This is a genomic window from Peptoniphilus koenoeneniae (genome assembly GCF_030812875.1).
In the GTDB taxonomy this organism is placed as follows: domain Bacteria; phylum Bacillota; class Clostridia; order Tissierellales; family Peptoniphilaceae; genus Peptoniphilus_B; species Peptoniphilus_B koenoeneniae.
Window position 1 is genome coordinate 86474 of the sequence record NZ_JAUSTN010000004.1, and the last position, 16734, is coordinate 103207.

Sequence of the window (16734 nt, forward strand, 5' to 3'; positions counted from 1 at the left end):
ATTAATTTGATAGATTTTTTATTAAATTTATCTTTTATGTAAAGTTATTATAAATATTTAAATAAAAAACCCCAGCTTAAGCTAGGGTTTAATTACCAAAATTTAAAAATACTGAATTTGTCTAAGGCAAATATTGTTCCTAAAGTGTAGGCAATCAAAGCAAATGGTTTTAAAAATATTAAAATCAAAGCAAAAGTTTTGATCTTCATCTTAGTAAGCCCCGCAAAAAGACACAATATGTCGTCCGGTGCTACTGGTGAAAAAATTGCAAGAGCAAATAAAGTGTTGAAATTTTTCTTTTCCAAAAAATCACCATATTTGTCAAAGTTTTTATCTCCTATAATTTTTCTTACCATAGAGCTACCAAAATGTCTTGCAAGGAAAAAGTTTATAAAGCTTCCTATTAAAATGCCTATATAATTATAAAATGTTCCCTTTAAGGCTCCAAAGATTATTACTCCAACTATTGATGTTATTCCGCCTGGTATTATGGGAATTACAACTTGTACAATTTGTACAATAATAAATATAATAGATCCCCAAACTCCAGTTGAATTTATATATTTTATAAGGTCTGATTTAGAGTTAAAAATTCCGGATTTATATCCCCAAACTCCAAAACCTATTATAAACAATAAACTTAGATAAAATAAAATCTTTAATATTAAACTTTCTCTTTTTATATTTTTCACAGGGTTTTCTACCTTTGTTATAATTTTCTTAGCTTTTTTTACTTTAGGTGTTTCTTTTAAAACTTCCATAATTCACCTCAGTATTTATTATATCCAAGAAAAATAAACTATATTTAAAGTAATAATTAAGATTTTATAAAGATTTTATGAAAAATATAAAAATTTATTATTTTCCTGTTGCTTCTAATATTTCATAGTAGGCCCAATTGGATTTTTTAACATCCTTAAATGGATTTTCAGAAAATTTATCTATAAATGCCCTATCCGGTCTTCTTCCTTCCATTCTATTTATTACACTGGCAACTTCTTCACGTTTTATTCCTTGATCTGGTGCAAATTTCTTATCTGACCTGCCTGACATAAAGCCCCATTTAGCAACTGAATTTATTGCATTATAAGCCCAATGGTCTTCTTTTACATCACTAAAAGTCTTATCTGAAATTTGGTTAAGCTTTTTAAAATTCATTACTATTTGTGCAAACTCTGCCCTTGTAAGTTTTTTATTCGGTTTAAATGTTGAGTCTTTATAGCCTGCCATTATTCCATTTTTTTCCACATAGGCAACGGCATCAGCATACCACATTTCTTGAGATACATCTTTAAAGTCAGAATAATCTCCACTTGGCATAGTTTTGTTGCTTAAAAGGGCAAAAACTGCTGCAGCTTGAGCTCTTGTCATAGGTGCATATCCTTTAAACTCATTTTTACTTACACCGTTCATATAAGGTTTCCTAAAAAAATTAATTGTTTCCAGAAGATCGTTTGAAATTTTGTTAATTTCTTCCGGATTTTTGTCAGTTTTTACAAGTAAATATTCTCCTGTTGCAACTAAGGCTTTTATTTTAGCAAAGTTTTCCCTTGAAGCATCTTGAGGATTTAAATTTTTACCAGCATTTACAAGAATTTGTAAATTTTCAAGATCTCCCAAGTTTTGATTTTTTTTCATATTTACATTTTGAGGATCTTTTTTGTTTTTTTCATTTTCCTCACTTAATAAAAGATCTTTATCTAAAGATTTTTCTCTTGCAACTACAAGAGCTTTGGCATTTGCCTTTTTTTCTACTTTATTTTCGTTCCAAGTTGCAAGGATGTTTATACTTGTGTTTTCTGTTTGTCTTGGAATATTTATTTTAAAATTTCCATCTTTATCAGAAAAGCCCTGACCTATTTTTTCTTTTGTTGATATATCTATTTTAGCCATGGGATTTGTAGTTCCTACAACAAAGTCAGAATCTGTATAGATGGTTTCAACTTTTATGCTTCCGTCTTCAACTTTTGTTTGAGATTGAAAGTTTTTTTGGTCTGTGTTTTCTTTTCCATCATTGTTTACACTTGTAACTATAATTGAGTTTTTAAAGTTTTCTACATTTGAAACGTTAGATTTTACCCTTGTTTTTATACCAACTTTAAGATTTTTTACTCCCTTTAAATAGCCTAAGTCATTTACTGAAAGAGTGGTTAAATATTGGGTGTTGTTTTTTACGGAGCTTGTTTTTAAATCAATTTTACCTTTTTCCCTTTGAGCTCCTCTCAAACTTATATCCTCTACGCTTAAATTTTTATCTGTTAGAACCGTTACTACAAAAGATTTATATATAGTTTCGTAGTTTTCCGGAAGATTTACATCTATATAATAATATAAATCCTCTCCTGCTTTTGCTGAAAGTTTTGCCGGTTGTTCAAGTATTACCTGAATTTCTTCTTTAGCAAATAGGTTTACCGGAAAACTTAAAATTATAAAAGCTAAACATATACAAAGTATTTTTTTAATTTTCATAGGAAGCCTCCTTTTATTATTATTATAATATCTTTTTAAACAAAAATCCCCTTTTCAGGGGACTTTTATATTTTTTTGTCTATAATATCCATAAGTTGGCAAATAACTTCTTCTCTTGTAAGAGTTTTTTCCGGATAAAATTTTCCTTTAGAAAGGGCAAATATTTTTTCTTCCACTGTATTTTCTACAGAAATTTTTGCAAAATCATTTAATTTTGAAATGTCTTTAATTTTATTTTTACTTTTTAAATTTTCTTTTAAGTTAAGGATTTTACTATAAACAATGGCTCCTTCATATTTTTTAAGTTTCTTATTTGGATAAAATTTATTGTTATAGCCCTTTAATAAATCCAATTCATTTGCTGCATTTGCCCACTTTGAATCACAGTCTGAAAATGGGCTTTCCTTTTTGTGAACATGAATCCAATCCTTTTTTTCATATATTTTTACAAGAAGTTCTGCAAATTCTTCTCTTGTAATTTCTTTTTTCATATCACTTCTTACCTTGTCAGAAAGTATGCCCAGTTTTTGAGCTTTATCTAATTTTGCTTTTGCCCAATCACTGTAATTATTATATATTGGCACTTCTCCAAGGGTTATGGAGTTTGAATATTGACTTTTGTTTTTTCCTATAAGATATCTTATTTTAATTTCATAGGCTTTGGCTTTTATTGAACTTTCAATTTCTGCCTTTTTTATTTCAATTTTTTCTTTTTCATTTCCTTCTAACGCTTTTTTTAAATTCACACATTTTTTTGAATTTAAATCTTTTATATTTATTTCTAAATAAATTTCTTCTTTTTTTTCGTTTTTTATAATCTTTTCATTGTTTTCAAAAGAAATAATATATGAGTCTTCTTCAGTTTCTCCTGAAAGTTTTTTCGGTCCTTCTATTTTTTCGCCTGCAAAGGCGTTTGTGAATAAAAAAAGGACTGAAAAAATAAATATTAATTTTTTCAATCTTTTCACCTCAGGTTAATATTAACATAAATTCATTAATTAAAACTATTTGTAACCATTTTGTAATCTAATTGTAAACTATCTAACACATAAATTTTTCCAATAAAAAAAGCGCATCGAGCGCTTATTTTTCTCGTGCGCAATTAGTCCATTGCAATAACTTCTTTTCCGTCGTAGAATCCACAGCTTGGACACACTCTGTGTGGAAGTTTTGCCTCATGGCAGTTAGGACATTCAACTACAGTTACTTTGTTTAATCTGTATGAAGAAGCACGTCTTTTGTTTCTTCTTTGTTTTGAAGTTTTCCTCTTTGGTACAGCCATTCTCACACCTCCTCATTAAAGAGATTTAATAAATTCTTAAATCTGGGATCTACTTGGCTCTCATCCTTGCAATCACATGGTCCTTGATTTAAATCTTTACCACATTTCGGGCAAAGTCCTTTGCAATCTTCTTTGCATAAAACTTTTCCTGGCATTGATGTGATTACTTGAGAAATAATGAGATCATCTAAAAAAATCCCCTCATCATTCATTGTAAAATATTCGGTCATTGCATCATCATCTATATTTCTTAAATCTTTTATAAAATAAGCTTCAAGTTTTGTTTTTACATGATTTTGCATTTCTTTTAAACATCTGTCGCATTTTGTATTATACTCATATTCAATAAGTAAATCAAGTTTTAATTCATCATCTAAATTATACAGATGTCCCTTATATGAAATCGGAAAATTTATTCCAAGTCCATCTATATTATAGTCGCTTTCGTTTTCTTTAAGGTCTCCTTCAAAGTTTAATATTCTATCTGAACTTTGCAAAAAATCCTTTATACTGAGTATCATAAATATCACCTCTAGAAAAGCGCAATATACATTTTATCTTTTTTTAAAAAAAATGTCAAGATTACTATATAAAAAATCCCGTCTTAAACGGGATTTTAATTAGCTTTAATTAGCATTCAGCAATCATTTCAATTTCAATCATTGCATCCTTAGGAATTGCTGCAACTTGTACACAGCTTCTTGCAGGTTTATGTTCATTAAAATATTCTGCATATACTCCGTTTACCTTAGCAAAATCGTTAATGTCTTTTAAGAAAATATTTACTTTAATTACCTTATTTAAACTTGATCCTGCATTTTCAAGAATTGCCTTATTGTTTTCAAGACTTCTCTTTGTTGCTTTTTCTATTGATTCACTTACAAGTTCACCTGTTTCTGGGCAAAGTGGAATTTGTCCTGATGTAAAAATAAAATTACCTACTTGAATTGCTTGTGAATAAGGTCCTACTGCTGCAGGTGCCTTGTCTGTGTGTAAAGTTTTAACGCTCATTGTTTTCCTCCTGATTTTTTTTAATTTCACCATTTTCCCAGAGCCTTTCAAGATTATAATATTCTCTTTCATCTCTGTGGAATACATGTACTATTATATCACCGTAATCTAAAAGAATCCACCTCATGGAATTTCTACCTTCCTGATTGTCGGTGTCATAGCCGTTTTCACTCATTTTTTCTTCAATTTCATCTGCAAGGGATTTTACCTGAGCTGATGAATTTCCACTTACGATTACAAAATAATCTGCAATTGAGCTTAAATTTTTTATGTCTAAAACTTTTATGTTTATACCTTTTTTCTCTTCACAGGAATCCGTAATAATTTTCAATTTTTCTTTAACGTCCAAATGAACCTCCTATTTTATTCCTATTGTTCTTAACAAGTCATCAGTTTTTTCTTCATCCATTAGAAAATAAGAAATTTTGCCTATATATTTAGGGCTTCCTTCTATTGTGTCTGAAGAAATATCTGATAAATCCAACTTTCTTGCAGCAAGTCCAAGTTTCACAACTTCTGAAAATTCCATATTTGTATCTGCATGTTTTTTGTAAGTGTTTATGATTGCAGGGATTCCCAAAACTCCTCTTGGGCTTTTTATTTTATTGGCAAGAGCTTTTACAAAATTCCTTTGAGCTTTAACTCTGTCTAAATCATTTTCTTTGTAGCCATGTCTAAACCTTAAAAATTTTATCGCATCATTTCCGTTTAATTTTTGCAGGCCCTGTTTAAAGTGAATGTGAAGAGGCGGTTTGTCCCATTCATCATCATAGTCCATGTCTATAGGAATATCAACTTTTACTCCTCCTACGGAATTTACTACCCCTTTTATAAAACTATAATCAACAGTAATATAATTTTTAATATCTGTGCCCAGTAAATTGTTTACGGTTTTTAAAGTTAATTCGCTTCCACCATAAGCAAAGGAATGATTTATTTTTTCTTTTCTTTTTCTTCCTGCTATTATTGTTCTTGTGTCTCTTGGAATTGAAATAAGATGAATTTTTCCCTGATCAAAGTTTAAATTTCCAATCATAATTACATCTGATCTTGTGCTTTCAGCGTGTTTTTGGTCGAGAGAATCCACTCCCAAAAGTAAAAATGAATAAGAGCCATTTTGTCCTTTTAATCCTTCCAATATTTTTGAAGAATCTTGGTCCTTATTTATAAATATAAAATATCCTACAAATCCAATTCCCAAAATAATAAGAATAAGAAGTGTGGTAAAAAAACCTTTTAAAAATTTAATCATAATTTCTCCAATAAGTTATTTCTTGCTTTAATTGTTTCTAAGTCTATTACTTTTTTTTCTTTTATTAAAAATTTAATTGTTGAATCAAATTTATATAGGCAGGCAAGATTTAAGTCCTCTTCTGAAAGCCTACGAGCTTCACAGACCCCTTCAAAATCTCTTCCCGGTTCTATATAGTCTGCAATAAAAATAATCTTGTCTAAAGGGCTCATATTAATTTTGCCCGTCGTATGAGATTTTATAGCTTCAAGAATTTCTTCATCATTTATTTGATAATCTCTTTTTGCCTTAAAAGGAGCAAGGTAACAGTGTATAAGCTGAGGAGATTCTATTAAATTTTGACTCAATTTAAAATTAAATTCTTCAGCAAGTTCAAAAGGATCTCTATTGTACTTTGCACTATCGTGAATAAGCCCTGCTAAATATGCCTTATCCTTATCCACTCCATAAATTTTTGCAAGTTTTTTTGCAGTGTCGGCAACTCTTAGGGAGTGCTCATATCTTGATTTTTTTAAATTTTTTTTAAGATCTTCTTTAATAAATTCAATAGTTTTCATAAAGACCCTCGTCCTCTATATATTTAATTACATTGTCAGGCACTAAGTATTTTATGGATTTTCCCTCTTTTATTCTCTTTCTTATATCAGTAGAAGAAATTTCATACTGAGGAAGATCCTTTAAAAGATAAATCTCCGCCCCGTAATTTTTTTTCAAATAAGCTATTTCATTTTTAAGTTCATCAATCTTTTCATATCCAGGACGAATTGAAGCGACAAACTTACAATTCTTTGCAACTTGGTCAAAATTTTTCCAAAGTTTTAAAAGAAAAACAGTGTCACTTCCTAAGAAAAAATAAAAATCTCCCCTATAAAGACTTTTAAGCTCATTTAAAGTGTCAACAGTATAAGAAAATCCAGTTCTTATAGTTTCGATGTCAGAAATTATAAACTTAGGATTATCCTTAATTGCAAGATAAGTCATATTAAACCTGTGAAAGGCATCAGCTTTTAGGTGATCCTTGTGAGGAGGGTTCCCTGTAGGTAAAAATATAACCTTATCTATATTCATTTGTTCAGACAGATACTCTGCTATCATAAGATGTCCAAGATGAATAGGATTGAAAGTCCCTCCCATTATTCCATATTTCATAACTCTATTTTTTTATTCTCTTTTGATTCTCTATAAATTGTTAATTTGCTTCCTATTTGCTGAACAAATTCAGCGCCCATTTCAGCTAAAATTTCATCAGCAACTTCTTTTGCTTCAACTGGAGAATTTTGTAAAAAATTTATTTTTACAAGTTCATGGTCCTCAAGAAGCTTGTCAAGTTGACTGTAAGCCATGTCGCTAAGACCTGACTTTCCAATTTGCATACAAGGTCTTAAATTGTGAGCTAAGCTCTTTAAATATGACCTTTGTCTTCCATTTATCATTTAATCACCTATTCAAAAAATTCAAATTCATATCCGTCAATAAAAACGGAATCTTTTTCTTCTATTCCCAATTTTTTAAGTTTATCTATTACACCATTTTTTCTTAAATTTTCTTGGAAATATCTCAAAGAATCCCTATCTTCAAAGTTTGTGGACTTAACTAACTTTTCAATATAGGGTCCATCAACAACAAAGCTATTTGATTCATCAAGATATACATTTATACCTTCTTCTTTTTGAGAAACTTCTACAAATTTTTCATCGTAAGTTTCTTCTTCCAATTCCGTTTCATTTACAAGTTTAAAAGCTCTAAACATAAGGTCCTTTAAGTTTTTTCCACTTGCTGCAGACCCTTCATATATTTCATACTTATTTTGAAACTCTTTTTTAAGTTTTTCAAGGCCTTCTTCGCTGCCTGGAATATCCATTTTATTGGCAAAGATAATCATAGGTTTATGAAGAAGCTTTTCATTGTAATCTTTCAGCTCATCCATAATTTTATAAAAATCACTTACAGGATCTCTTCCTTCACTTCCTGAAACATCAATAACATGGATTAAAACCTTAGTCCTTTCAATGTGTCTTAAAAACTCATCTCCAAGGCCCTGTCCTTGAGCAGCACCCTCTATAAGACCAGGTATATCTGCAATTACAAAACTTTCTTCTGGTCCAAGATTAACAAGTCCTAAATTAGGTTTTAAAGTTGTAAAATGATAGTTTGCAATTTTAGGTCTTGCATTTGATACAACTGAAAGAAGAGTTGACTTTCCTACATTTGGAAAGCCTACAAGGCCAACATCAGCAAGAAGCTTAAGCTCTAAAGTAATTTCTTTTTCTTCTCCGCGAGTTCCTGCTTCTGCAAAAGTAGGAGCTTGTCTTGTAGAATTTTTAAATTTTGCATTACCCTTGCCGCCACGACCACCTTTTGCAATTACATATTCCATGTCCTTTTTATTTAAATCAACAATAACTCCTCCTGAATCCTTATCTTTAACAAGGGTTCCTACAGGAACTTTAAGGACTATATCTTTTCCCTGAGCTCCAAATTTTAATTTGCTCATTCCATTTTCGCCATTTTCGGCTTTATATTCTCTTTTGTATCTAAAATCAAGTAGAGTATGAATTCCAGTATCCGTTTTTAAAATTATATCGCCGCCGCGACCTCCATCTCCTCCGGCAGGTCCTCCGGCAGGTTCATATTTTTCTCTTCTCCAAGCAACGGCACCATCTCCGCCTTTACCTGCTTTAACTTTTATATTTGCTATATCTATAAACATAATTTCACCTTTTTTTAATTATATCACATGAAATTAAAGGCACTTTTAAGAAAAAGTTAAATATTAATAAAAAAATAAGGTCGCAATACTGCGACCATTATGCTAATTCAGCTTCAGGATAAACACTTGCGTATTTTTTGTTTCCTCTGCCTTTAGTTTCAAATTTTACTCTGCCGTTTTCAGTTGCAAAAAGAGTATCATCTTTGCCTCTCATAACATTTAGACCTGGATGAATTCTTGTTCCCCTTTGTCTAACTATTATGTTTCCTGCAAGAACGAATTGTCCATCACCTTTTTTAACTCCAAGTCTTTTTGATTGAGAGTCTCTACCGTTTTTAGATGAACCTGCTCCCTTTTTAGATGAAAACAGTTGAAGATTAAATTTAATCATTCTGCACCTCCTGTATTTCGATCTTTAAGTTTTCAGAAAATTGCATTCTTATTAAATCAAGTCCAAGCTTAAGTGAATTAAATAAAAGTTGAACCTTTTCATTATCTGCCAATTTTCTATTTACTCTTATCATTAAATATCCGTCAGTTTGCTTATCATAAATATCGCTTTCGTCAAAATTTAATAACTCAAGCAAAGAAAAATAAAATGTTTGAGTTAATGCTGAAATCCCTGCACACACAATTTCTTCACTATCATTGTCTGCATAGGCATGGCCTTTTGCTTCAAAGCCAAGAAAAATATTATTCGACGAAAAAAATACAATCTCAGTCATTATGCAATACTTAAAATTTCAACAAATGTGTAAGGTTGACGATGTCCTTTTTTTGTTCTCTCATTCTTTTTAGATTTATACTTGTAAGTAATAACTTTTTTATCTTTGCCTTGAGCTAAAACCTTAGCTTCAACCTTGGCACCTTCAACTAAAGGTTTACCGATTTTAATGTCATCGCCTCCAAGAACTAAAACTCTGTCGAATACAAGAGTTTGACCTTCTGCAACATCAAGTTTTTCAACTTTGATTTTATCTCCAACGCTAACTTGATATTGCTTTCCGCCTGTTTCAATAACAGCGTACATTGTAGCACCTCCTCATAAATAAGACTCGCCATTGTAGGCGTCTAAGACTTAATACCTACTCTGTGCGGTTACATTTAAGTATAATAGCATATATAAGCTTCTTTTTCAAGTAATTATATATTAGTATTAATAAAAAATTTTTACTAAAAAAATAAAAATAGCAAACCTCTAATATTTGCTATTTATGAAATCTATTTGATTAAAATGTTATAAAATTTTCACAGTATCTTTTTATAAAAAGTCACCTTTCGGCGGCAATTTATTATTCAGCCTTAGCTTCTTCAAGCATTTTGCTTACAAGTTCAACATAAGCAGCATGAGTATGGGTTGCCCCTGTTACTGAATCAACTTTAGTAATGTCTTGTTTTTCAACAAGTTGCTTTGGATAATCTTTAGCTCCTTCAAGAGATGCTTGAGCTTTATCGTAGGTTTCTTGATTTTTAATTTCTCCGTTTTCTTTTCCGTAGTTTTCGTCCTTTTCGCTTCCATCACCGTTGTAAAGAACAAGTCCTGCGTCTGTAATCTTACCATCTTTTACAGTAACTGTTGCTGTCATATATCCACCATGTTCGTCGGGTTCGCTGTCTTTTGTATATTCACCGTCTTTATAAGCCATTTCAGTTGCTGCTGGTTTAGCATTTCCATTTGCTTCTTTACTGTTCTTAGGTGCTGCATTTTTATTTCCGCAACCACTAAGAAGAAGTGTAGCTATTAATGATACTGTAACTAATTTTTTAAACATAATCTTCCTCCTTATTTATGTTTTGTCGTTATTTTACAAAAATTCTTTTTATTTTTCAAGATACCCTTACTAAAGCTTTATTGCGTGAAGTCCATTAAAATAAAAAGGGAGGTGCCGAGGCACCCCTATGAAAAAATTGAGAAACTAATCTTCTATTCTTTTTGAATCTACTTCTTCTTGTAGATCTCTTACAAAATCATCAAACTTAACATCTTTTATTTCTTGACCATTTCTCTTTCTTACTGAAAGAAGACCTGATTCCATTTCTTGTTCACCTACAACTAACATATAATTAATTTTTTTAAGTTGAGCTTGGCGAATCTTATATCCAACTTTTTCAGCTCTTTCGTCTATTTCAACTCTAAAGCCTTTTTCTTTAAATTTTTTCCTTAAATCTTCAGCATATTCATAAAATTTTTCAGAAACAGGAATAATTTGAATTTGAACAGGACTTAACCAAAGAGGGAATTTTCCTGCAAAGTGTTCAATTAAAATACCCATAAATCTTTCAATAGATCCCAGCAAAGCCCTGTGAAGCATTACCGGTCTTGCCTTTTCGCCATTTTCATTAATATAGGAAAGTTCAAAGTTTTGAGGCATTTGGAAATCAAGTTGGATAGTTCCACATTGCCATGTTCTTCCTATAGCATCTTCAAGATGGAAATCTATTTTAGGACCGTAAAAGGCTCCGTCTCCTTCATTAATTTCATACTTAAGACCCTTTTCTTCAAGAGCGTCTTTTAAATTCTTTTCAGCAATGTTCCAATCTTCAATTTTTCCCATAAAATCGTCAGGTCTTGTAGAAAGTTCAATTTTATACTTAAAGCCGAAAGTTGAATAAAGAAGATCTGCAAGGTCTATCATTTTGAAAACTTCATCTTTTACTTGTGAAGGAAGACAATATACGTGAGCATCATCTTGAGTAAAAGTCCTTACTCTAAATAATCCGTGAAGAGCTCCTGAAAGTTCATGTCTATGAACTTGACCAAATTCAGAAAGTCTTATAGGAAGATCTCTGTAAGAATGAGTGTTTTCTTCATAAACAAGTATTGAACCTGGGCAGTTCATCGGTTTTACAGCATAGTCTTCATTATCTATTTTTGTAAAATACATATTGTCCTTATAGTGATCCCAGTGACCTGATCTGTGCCATAAAGCTTCATTTAAGATAATAGGAGTTTGAATTTCTCCATATCCTCTTTCAAGTAAAATATTTCTCCACCAGTTTAAAAGATTGTTTTTCAAAATCATACCGTGAGGTAAGAAGAATGGAAATCCAGGTCCTTCATCTCTCATTATAAATAAATCCAACTCTTTACCAATTTTCCTGTGATCTCTTTTTTCAGCTTCTTCTATTCTTTGAAGATATTCATCAAGTTGTTTTTTCTTCATGAAACTGATTCCATAGATTCTTTGAAGCATTTTATTGTCGGAATCTCCTCTCCAATATGCACCTGCAACGGAAAGAAGTTTTATAGCCTTTATAGATTTTATATTTTCAATGTGAGGTCCCTTGCAAAGGTCTACAAAATCTCCAATTTTATAAATATAAACTTCTTCATCATCAAGATCTTTTATAAGTTCAACCTTATAATCTTGGCCTTCTTTTTCAAAATATTCAATAGCTTCTTGTCTTTTCATTTTTGAAGCTTCTACATCGTAAGCTTTTTTAACAATTTCAGCCATTTTTTCTTCAATTTTTTGTAAATCTTCCGGTGTTATTCTTTCTTCCAAGTCAATGTCATAATAAAAACCGTTGTCTATAGCAGGTCCTATAGCAAACTTTGTTTCAGGCCATAATTCTTTAATAGCATATGCCATAAGATGAGAGCTTGTATGCCAAAAAATCTTCTTACCTTCAATATCATCAAAAGTAACAATTTTAACATGGGCATCCTTTTCAACTAACTCTCCCATACCTAAAATTTCTCCATTAACAACAGCTCCTAGAGCATTTCTCTTTAAACCTTCAGAAATCTTTCCGGCTATGTCCATAACCTTAACCGGTCCGTCAAATTCAAGTTCTGAATTGTCAGGTAAATAAATCTTCATCCTTTTCCTCCTAAATTAAAAAATAAATAAAAAAAGCCATCATCCAAAAGGACGATGACCGTGGTTCCACCTTAATTAAACTCTAAGAATTTATCGCATATCTTACGCCTTGCATTACCAAGGAGCTCCGGGTTAGTTTTCAAATAAATGAAATTTGAAGCATTCTCAGCCTTTCTTAGCTTCTCTCTGTCTAATTTCTTAGATATTTTACTCTTCCCTTCAACCAATGGAGATATACTAACACATTTTTTATAATTTGTCAAATTTTTTAAAAAACACACATGTCAAGGATCCCACCATAATCCACTAATTTTTCAGATAAAACTTGAGGCTTAAATTTTTCTAAAATCTCCTTAGAAGGATGATCCTTGTAGGGACCGCTTATAAAAAACTTATCTAAAACTTGTCCTGTGGCTCCGCCTATAAACCCATAATTATAATTTTTAAGCTCTATAAAACCTTTTTCAATTAAATATATATTTGTAATATCTTTAAGCTTCTTGTAGATACCCATGTCTGAAGTAATTAAAAAATTTGAACCCAAAGCTAAATTACACTTTGTATAACCTTGGTTTACATTAATTAAAGTATATCCATGCCTTTTATAATAATTTAAGATAATTTCATCTGTAAGCTCTAAATTATGAATAAAATAATTCGCAAAACTAAGACAATTAAGACTTACATAGTCCCTATAAGTTGACCCGAAAGATTTAGAAGCCTTTATAACTTTTCTTTCTGGAAAAATCTCGCAGTAATAGTCATAATTATCCCTATCAACTATAAGACTTCCGTCGGGAAATTTATGGACTAAAATATCTGGATGAGTGTTCAAGGGAAATGGAATGTTTTTATTCTCGCAAGTTTTTAAAACTTTATAACCAAATTTTTTTAAATTTTTTTCAATATTTTCATCGGCTCTTTTATCTATTAAAACAATCTTTTTCATTTAGTCATCTCATACATTAAAATTGATGCGGCAACATTGGCATTTAAAGAGTCCACTTGTCTACTAATGGGAATCACTATATTGTCGTCACTTAACTTCATAAGGTCCTCTCCTATACCGTGAGCTTCGTTTCCTATTATTAAAATTGTATTTTTTTCAAATTTATATTCCCTTGAAGAAGTAGAATTATTTAAACTTGTAGTTACAATTTTGAAATTATCCCTGTTTTTATAGAGAATATCCCCGCCTACATCTTGATAAATTGGAATTCTAAAAATAGAAGCCATGGAAGATCTCACTGTTTTAGGATTATATAAATCAACTGTCTCTTTTGAGAGGATCACCCCATTAAGGTTAAAGGCATCGGCACTTCTTATTATGCCTCCTAAATTTCCCGGGTCTTTTATTCCGTCAAGATAAATATATTTTCCCTCTTTTTCTTTAAACTCTCTTTCAAATTTTTTGAAATATGCAATTATACCCTGAGAATTTACTGTTGAGCTTAAAGATGAAAAAAGACTTTTACTATAATAGTCGTGAGAAATTTTTTCTATATCTTTTTTTAGATTCTCAAATTGTTTTTCCTCTTCAATGGCCATATAAATTGGTTTGTAAATTTTAAGGGCTTCTTCTAAAACAATAGGTCCTTCAACTAAAAAGATTTTTTCTTTATCTCTGTACTTTTTTTCCAATAAGGATTTATAAAATTTGAATTTATTATTTGAACTACTTTTTATTAATGTCATAAAAATATTATACCTTAAGAAATAAAATATTCAAAAATTAAAACTTTTTTCACTTTTTTATAAAAGTTCATTTTAAAGAAATAAATACTTAAAAAACAACTTGTAATTTTTTGTAAAAATCTGATAAAATTAGGCGTAAGCTATTTTTATGAGAATCTTATTTTAGGAGGCTATTTTGAACCAAGGATTTTTAGAAAATCAATTTCACCTAAGTGAAAGAGGAACAAATGTAAGAACCGAAATTATGGCAGGTCTTACTACCTTTATGACTATGAGCTACATTCTAATTGTAAACCCCAGTCTACTTTCCCAAGCAGGCATGGACCAAGGAGGAGTATTTACAGCTACGATTGTATCCTCAATTATCGCAATTATATTAATGGCATTTCTTGCCAACCTACCCTTTGCACTTGCTCCCGGTATGGGATTAAATGCATTTTTTGTTTTTACGGTAGTTTTACAAATGGGACATCCCTGGCAATACGCTCTTACTGCAGTGTTTATTGAAGGTGTCCTTTTTTTATTGTTATCAATTTTTAAAGTTCGTGAAGCCCTTTTCGATGCTATACCTATAGTTTTAAAAAAGGCTGTTTCTGTAGGAATAGGACTTTTTATAGCCCTTATAGGTCTTTCTTCAGCAGGAATTGTTTCCTCAGGAGATGGAGTAATCTTAACTATGGGAAATTTAATTTCAAAAAATTCTGCAGTATTTTTCTTTGGCCTAGTTTTAATGGCATTTTTAACTGCAAAAAATGTAAGAGGAGCCCTCTTATATGGAATAGTTGGATCCACAATTCTTGCCCTTATTTTAGGAGTAACAAGTTTCCCACAAGGCACAATTTTTTCTTTACCTCCAAGTTTAGGACCTGTTGCTTTTAAAATTCAATGGAATAATATTTTTACCCTTGAAATGTTCAGTGTAATGTTCACATTTTTATTTGTTGATATTTTTGACACTGTGGGAACTCTTACAGGAGTTGCAACGAAAGCAAAACTTCTTGATGAAAATGGAAAACTTCCTAAAATAGGACAAGCTCTTTTGGCCGATGCAGTAGGTACTGCCTGTGGAGCTTTACTTGGAACAAGTACCGTAACAACTTTTGTAGAAAGTGCATCCGGTGTTGCTGATGGAGGAAGAACTGGACTTACTTCTCTCTCAACAGCATTTTTCTTTTTCCTTTCCCTATTTTTCTTCCCAATTATTTCCATTATACCTGGAGCTGCAACAGCACCTGCCCTTGTAATGGTTGGACTTTTTATGATGAGTCCTATAGTTGATATTAATTTTGATGATTTCACTGAAAGTATTCCTGCCTTTTTAACAATTGCCATGATGCCTTTTGCCTACAGCATCGCAGAAGGAATCTCCTTCGGAATGATTTCATATGTATTTTTAAAAGTTTTAACAGGAAAGCAAAAAGAAGTTTCACCCTTAATGTATCTTCTTGCTTTAGTCTTTATTTTAAGATATTTAAAACCCCTCTTCGGTTTTTAAATTTAAGGTAAAATAAAAACAGGCCGAATTTTTTCATCGGTCTGTTTTTATTTGCCTAAAATAGGCATATATATGATTTAATTTGGAGAATTACTATTTTAACTGATCTATTATTTTTTCAGCTTCAGATTTATTAATTAAACTTTTATTTTTATTTATAACTATTGAATTAAGACTTTCTTCCTTATCTTTAAAAATTATTTTTTTATCTTTAATAAAAATCTCAGCTTTTTTGGAATCTTTTTCCAATTCCACTGAATACTTTTTTGCTTGCCACCTTACAGTAAAGCCCTTATCTTCAAAAAATTTTCTAAGATTTATTAAATTTTCAGAAAGGTCAATAACTTTTTCAGGACTTGTTTGTGGTGGGTCTGACCTTGTTGCAGTTTTATAAAAAACCAGAAATTCATTTTCTTTTTCTTTTAGAGGAACTTCCTTTCCTTGTAAGTCTAAAATTTTAAGTCCTTCTAAATTTAAAATCAGCCTTTGACTCATGCCTCTACCACTTTTATCGTAAAAATCTATGTCCACTGCAAATTCATATTTTTCTTTTGAATTATATTTCACTATAAAATTCGGTGAAATTTGTGGTGGTTCGCTTAATAAAATAGGTGTGTCATTTTTATAATAAACATCAACCAAGTCACCTTTTTTTAGATTCATTTTTTTTACAAGAGAAGAAGTTTTTAAATCTACAAATCTAGTATTTTCTAAATGTAAAATATATTTTTGTCCTTCATTATCCTCTATTCTTGCACTTTTTGAATCTGCAGATAAAACTTTTGCGGAAATTTTTTCATAGGATTTGGTGATTTCTTCTTGTGAGTTTTTTTCTCCGGCAAAGACGTTAAGTCCTAGTATAAGCGTAAGTACAATGCAAAATATTGTTTTTTTCATTTTTTCCTCCTTTATAAAAACAAAAAAGTTTAAATAATTTATCTTTAAATAAATTATACAAAACCCAGTGTAAAATTCTTGTTAAGAAAATAAAGAAAA

21 protein-coding genes and 1 other annotated feature are annotated in these 16734 nt (G+C 30.6%); of the genes, 1 reads left to right on the forward strand and 20 read right to left on the reverse strand.

Annotated features, from left to right (window positions below; genetic code table 11):
* Nucleotides 1–92 precede the first annotated feature (92 nt).
* From J2S72_RS04375 to J2S72_RS04465, 19 genes are all read right to left on the reverse strand, one after another.
* Nucleotides 93–761: a TVP38/TMEM64 family protein gene (locus J2S72_RS04375; RefSeq protein WP_307495050.1), complete on the reverse strand. Its 669-nt coding sequence runs from the start codon at nucleotides 759–761 to the stop codon at nucleotides 93–95.
* 97 nt (nucleotides 762–858) lie between these two features.
* Complete coding sequence (locus tag J2S72_RS04380) at nucleotides 859–2469, reverse strand: S-layer homology domain-containing protein (RefSeq protein WP_307495051.1); 1611 nt, start codon at nucleotides 2467–2469, stop codon at nucleotides 859–861.
* Nucleotides 2470–2534: 65 nt separating this feature from the next.
* Nucleotides 2535–3428: an S-layer homology domain-containing protein gene (locus J2S72_RS04385; RefSeq protein WP_307495052.1), complete on the reverse strand. Its 894-nt coding sequence runs from the start codon at nucleotides 3426–3428 to the stop codon at nucleotides 2535–2537.
* 143 nt (nucleotides 3429–3571) lie between these two features.
* Nucleotides 3572–3751 (reverse strand): 50S ribosomal protein L32, encoded by a 180-nt coding sequence (rpmF, locus tag J2S72_RS04390; protein ID WP_023056165.1) that lies wholly within the window; start codon nucleotides 3749–3751, stop codon nucleotides 3572–3574.
* A gap of 2 nt (nucleotides 3752–3753) precedes the next feature.
* Complete coding sequence (locus J2S72_RS04395) at nucleotides 3754–4272, reverse strand: YceD family protein (RefSeq protein WP_023056145.1); 519 nt, start codon at nucleotides 4270–4272, stop codon at nucleotides 3754–3756.
* A 109-nt stretch (nucleotides 4273–4381) separates the two neighbouring features.
* Complete coding sequence (locus J2S72_RS04400; protein ID WP_023056148.1) at nucleotides 4382–4762, reverse strand: RidA family protein; 381 nt, start codon at nucleotides 4760–4762, stop codon at nucleotides 4382–4384.
* Nucleotides 4752–5111: a ribosome silencing factor gene (gene rsfS, locus J2S72_RS04405; RefSeq protein ID WP_023056173.1), complete on the reverse strand. Its 360-nt coding sequence runs from the start codon at nucleotides 5109–5111 to the stop codon at nucleotides 4752–4754. The genes J2S72_RS04400 and rsfS overlap by 11 nt, the downstream gene beginning before the upstream one ends.
* Nucleotides 5112–5120: 9 nt before the next feature.
* Nucleotides 5121–6014 (reverse strand): LCP family protein, encoded by an 894-nt coding sequence (locus J2S72_RS04410; protein ID WP_307495054.1) that lies wholly within the window; start codon nucleotides 6012–6014, stop codon nucleotides 5121–5123.
* Nucleotides 6011–6571, reverse strand: a complete 561-nt coding sequence (yqeK, locus tag J2S72_RS04415; protein WP_307495055.1) for a bis(5'-nucleosyl)-tetraphosphatase (symmetrical) YqeK — start codon at nucleotides 6569–6571, stop codon at nucleotides 6011–6013. Before yqeK ends, J2S72_RS04410 begins: the two co-directional genes overlap by 4 nt.
* The gene (gene nadD, locus J2S72_RS04420; protein ID WP_307495056.1) at nucleotides 6558–7163 is read right to left on the reverse strand and encodes a nicotinate-nucleotide adenylyltransferase; all 606 of its coding nucleotides are present in this window, start codon (nucleotides 7161–7163) and stop codon (nucleotides 6558–6560) included. Before nadD ends, yqeK begins: the two co-directional genes overlap by 14 nt.
* A complete protein-coding gene (yhbY, locus tag J2S72_RS04425) occupies nucleotides 7160–7447 on the reverse strand; it encodes a ribosome assembly RNA-binding protein YhbY (protein WP_023056198.1) in 288 nt (95 codons plus the stop codon). Before yhbY ends, nadD begins: the two co-directional genes overlap by 4 nt.
* A gap of 8 nt (nucleotides 7448–7455) precedes the next feature.
* Complete coding sequence (gene obgE / locus J2S72_RS04430; protein ID WP_307495057.1) at nucleotides 7456–8724, reverse strand: GTPase ObgE; 1269 nt, start codon at nucleotides 8722–8724, stop codon at nucleotides 7456–7458.
* Nucleotides 8725–8821: 97 nt separating this feature from the next.
* On the reverse strand, nucleotides 8822–9115 hold the full coding sequence (gene rpmA / locus J2S72_RS04435; RefSeq protein ID WP_023056160.1) for a 50S ribosomal protein L27: 294 nt from the start codon (nucleotides 9113–9115) through the stop codon (nucleotides 8822–8824).
* Nucleotides 9108–9449 carry a ribosomal-processing cysteine protease Prp gene (locus tag J2S72_RS04440; protein ID WP_023056154.1) on the reverse strand — a complete coding sequence of 114 codons (342 nt, stop codon included), beginning with the start codon at nucleotides 9447–9449 and terminating at the stop codon, nucleotides 9108–9110. The genes rpmA and J2S72_RS04440 overlap by 8 nt, the downstream gene beginning before the upstream one ends.
* On the reverse strand, nucleotides 9449–9754 hold the full coding sequence (gene rplU, locus J2S72_RS04445; RefSeq protein ID WP_023056190.1) for a 50S ribosomal protein L21: 306 nt from the start codon (nucleotides 9752–9754) through the stop codon (nucleotides 9449–9451). Before rplU ends, J2S72_RS04440 begins: the two co-directional genes overlap by 1 nt.
* Nucleotides 9755–9765: 11 nt before the next feature.
* Nucleotides 9766–9834: a sequence feature (ribosomal protein L21 leader region), on the reverse strand.
* A 182-nt stretch (nucleotides 9835–10016) separates the two neighbouring features.
* Entirely contained in the window at nucleotides 10017–10496 is a 480-nt protein-coding gene (locus J2S72_RS04450) for an FMN-binding protein (RefSeq protein ID WP_023056204.1), read from the reverse strand.
* 144 nt (nucleotides 10497–10640) lie between these two features.
* Entirely contained in the window at nucleotides 10641–12548 is a 1908-nt protein-coding gene (gene thrS, locus J2S72_RS04455) for a threonine--tRNA ligase (RefSeq protein ID WP_307495058.1), read from the reverse strand.
* Nucleotides 12549–12816: 268 nt separating this feature from the next.
* Nucleotides 12817–13497 carry a DUF6873 family GME fold protein gene (locus J2S72_RS04460; RefSeq protein WP_023056144.1) on the reverse strand — a complete coding sequence of 227 codons (681 nt, stop codon included), beginning with the start codon at nucleotides 13495–13497 and terminating at the stop codon, nucleotides 12817–12819.
* A complete protein-coding gene (locus J2S72_RS04465; protein WP_023056185.1) occupies nucleotides 13494–14243 on the reverse strand; it encodes a TrmH family RNA methyltransferase in 750 nt (249 codons plus the stop codon). Before J2S72_RS04465 ends, J2S72_RS04460 begins: the two co-directional genes overlap by 4 nt.
* Before the next feature lie 175 nt (nucleotides 14244–14418).
* Here J2S72_RS04465 and J2S72_RS04470 point away from each other — a divergent pair, with 175 nt between their 5' ends.
* Complete coding sequence (locus J2S72_RS04470; protein ID WP_023056177.1) at nucleotides 14419–15738, forward strand: NCS2 family permease; 1320 nt, start codon at nucleotides 14419–14421, stop codon at nucleotides 15736–15738.
* 93 nt (nucleotides 15739–15831) lie between these two features.
* Here J2S72_RS04470 and J2S72_RS04475 read toward each other — a convergent pair whose 3' ends face one another.
* Nucleotides 15832–16635: a stalk domain-containing protein gene (locus J2S72_RS04475; RefSeq protein ID WP_023056199.1), complete on the reverse strand. Its 804-nt coding sequence runs from the start codon at nucleotides 16633–16635 to the stop codon at nucleotides 15832–15834.
* Nucleotides 16636–16734 lie beyond the last annotated feature (99 nt).

Excerpts from the sequence above, each read along its gene's own strand:
- J2S72_RS04375 (WP_307495050.1), bottom strand. The coding sequence starts at position 761 with ATGGAAGTTTTAAAAGAAACACCTAAAGTAAAAAAAGCTAAGAAAATT.
- J2S72_RS04380 (WP_307495051.1), bottom strand. The coding sequence starts at position 2,469 with ATGAAAATTAAAAAAATACTTTGTATATGTTTAGCTTTTATAATTTTA.
- rpmF (WP_023056165.1), bottom strand. The coding sequence starts at position 3,751 with ATGGCTGTACCAAAGAGGAAAACTTCAAAACAAAGAAGAAACAAAAGA.
- J2S72_RS04395 (WP_023056145.1), bottom strand. The coding sequence starts at position 4,272 with ATGATACTCAGTATAAAGGATTTTTTGCAAAGTTCAGATAGAATATTA.
- J2S72_RS04400 (WP_023056148.1), bottom strand. The coding sequence starts at position 4,762 with ATGAGCGTTAAAACTTTACACACAGACAAGGCACCTGCAGCAGTAGGA.
- J2S72_RS04410 (WP_307495054.1), bottom strand. The coding sequence starts at position 6,014 with ATGATTAAATTTTTAAAAGGTTTTTTTACCACACTTCTTATTCTTATT.
- yqeK (WP_307495055.1), bottom strand. The coding sequence starts at position 6,571 with ATGAAAACTATTGAATTTATTAAAGAAGATCTTAAAAAAAATTTAAAA.
- nadD (WP_307495056.1), bottom strand. The coding sequence starts at position 7,163 with ATGAAATATGGAATAATGGGAGGGACTTTCAATCCTATTCATCTTGGA.
- yhbY (WP_023056198.1), bottom strand. The coding sequence starts at position 7,447 with ATGATAAATGGAAGACAAAGGTCATATTTAAAGAGCTTAGCTCACAAT.
- obgE (WP_307495057.1), bottom strand. The coding sequence starts at position 8,724 with ATGTTTATAGATATAGCAAATATAAAAGTTAAAGCAGGTAAAGGCGGA.
- rpmA (WP_023056160.1), bottom strand. The coding sequence starts at position 9,115 with ATGATTAAATTTAATCTTCAACTGTTTTCATCTAAAAAGGGAGCAGGT.
- J2S72_RS04440 (WP_023056154.1), bottom strand. The coding sequence starts at position 9,449 with ATGACTGAGATTGTATTTTTTTCGTCGAATAATATTTTTCTTGGCTTT.
- rplU (WP_023056190.1), bottom strand. The coding sequence starts at position 9,754 with ATGTACGCTGTTATTGAAACAGGCGGAAAGCAATATCAAGTTAGCGTT.
- J2S72_RS04450 (WP_023056204.1), bottom strand. The coding sequence starts at position 10,496 with ATGTTTAAAAAATTAGTTACAGTATCATTAATAGCTACACTTCTTCTT.
- thrS (WP_307495058.1), bottom strand. The coding sequence starts at position 12,548 with ATGAAGATTTATTTACCTGACAATTCAGAACTTGAATTTGACGGACCG.
- J2S72_RS04460 (WP_023056144.1), bottom strand. The coding sequence starts at position 13,497 with ATGAAAAAGATTGTTTTAATAGATAAAAGAGCCGATGAAAATATTGAA.
- J2S72_RS04465 (WP_023056185.1), bottom strand. The coding sequence starts at position 14,243 with ATGACATTAATAAAAAGTAGTTCAAATAATAAATTCAAATTTTATAAA.
- J2S72_RS04475 (WP_023056199.1), bottom strand. The coding sequence starts at position 16,635 with ATGAAAAAAACAATATTTTGCATTGTACTTACGCTTATACTAGGACTT.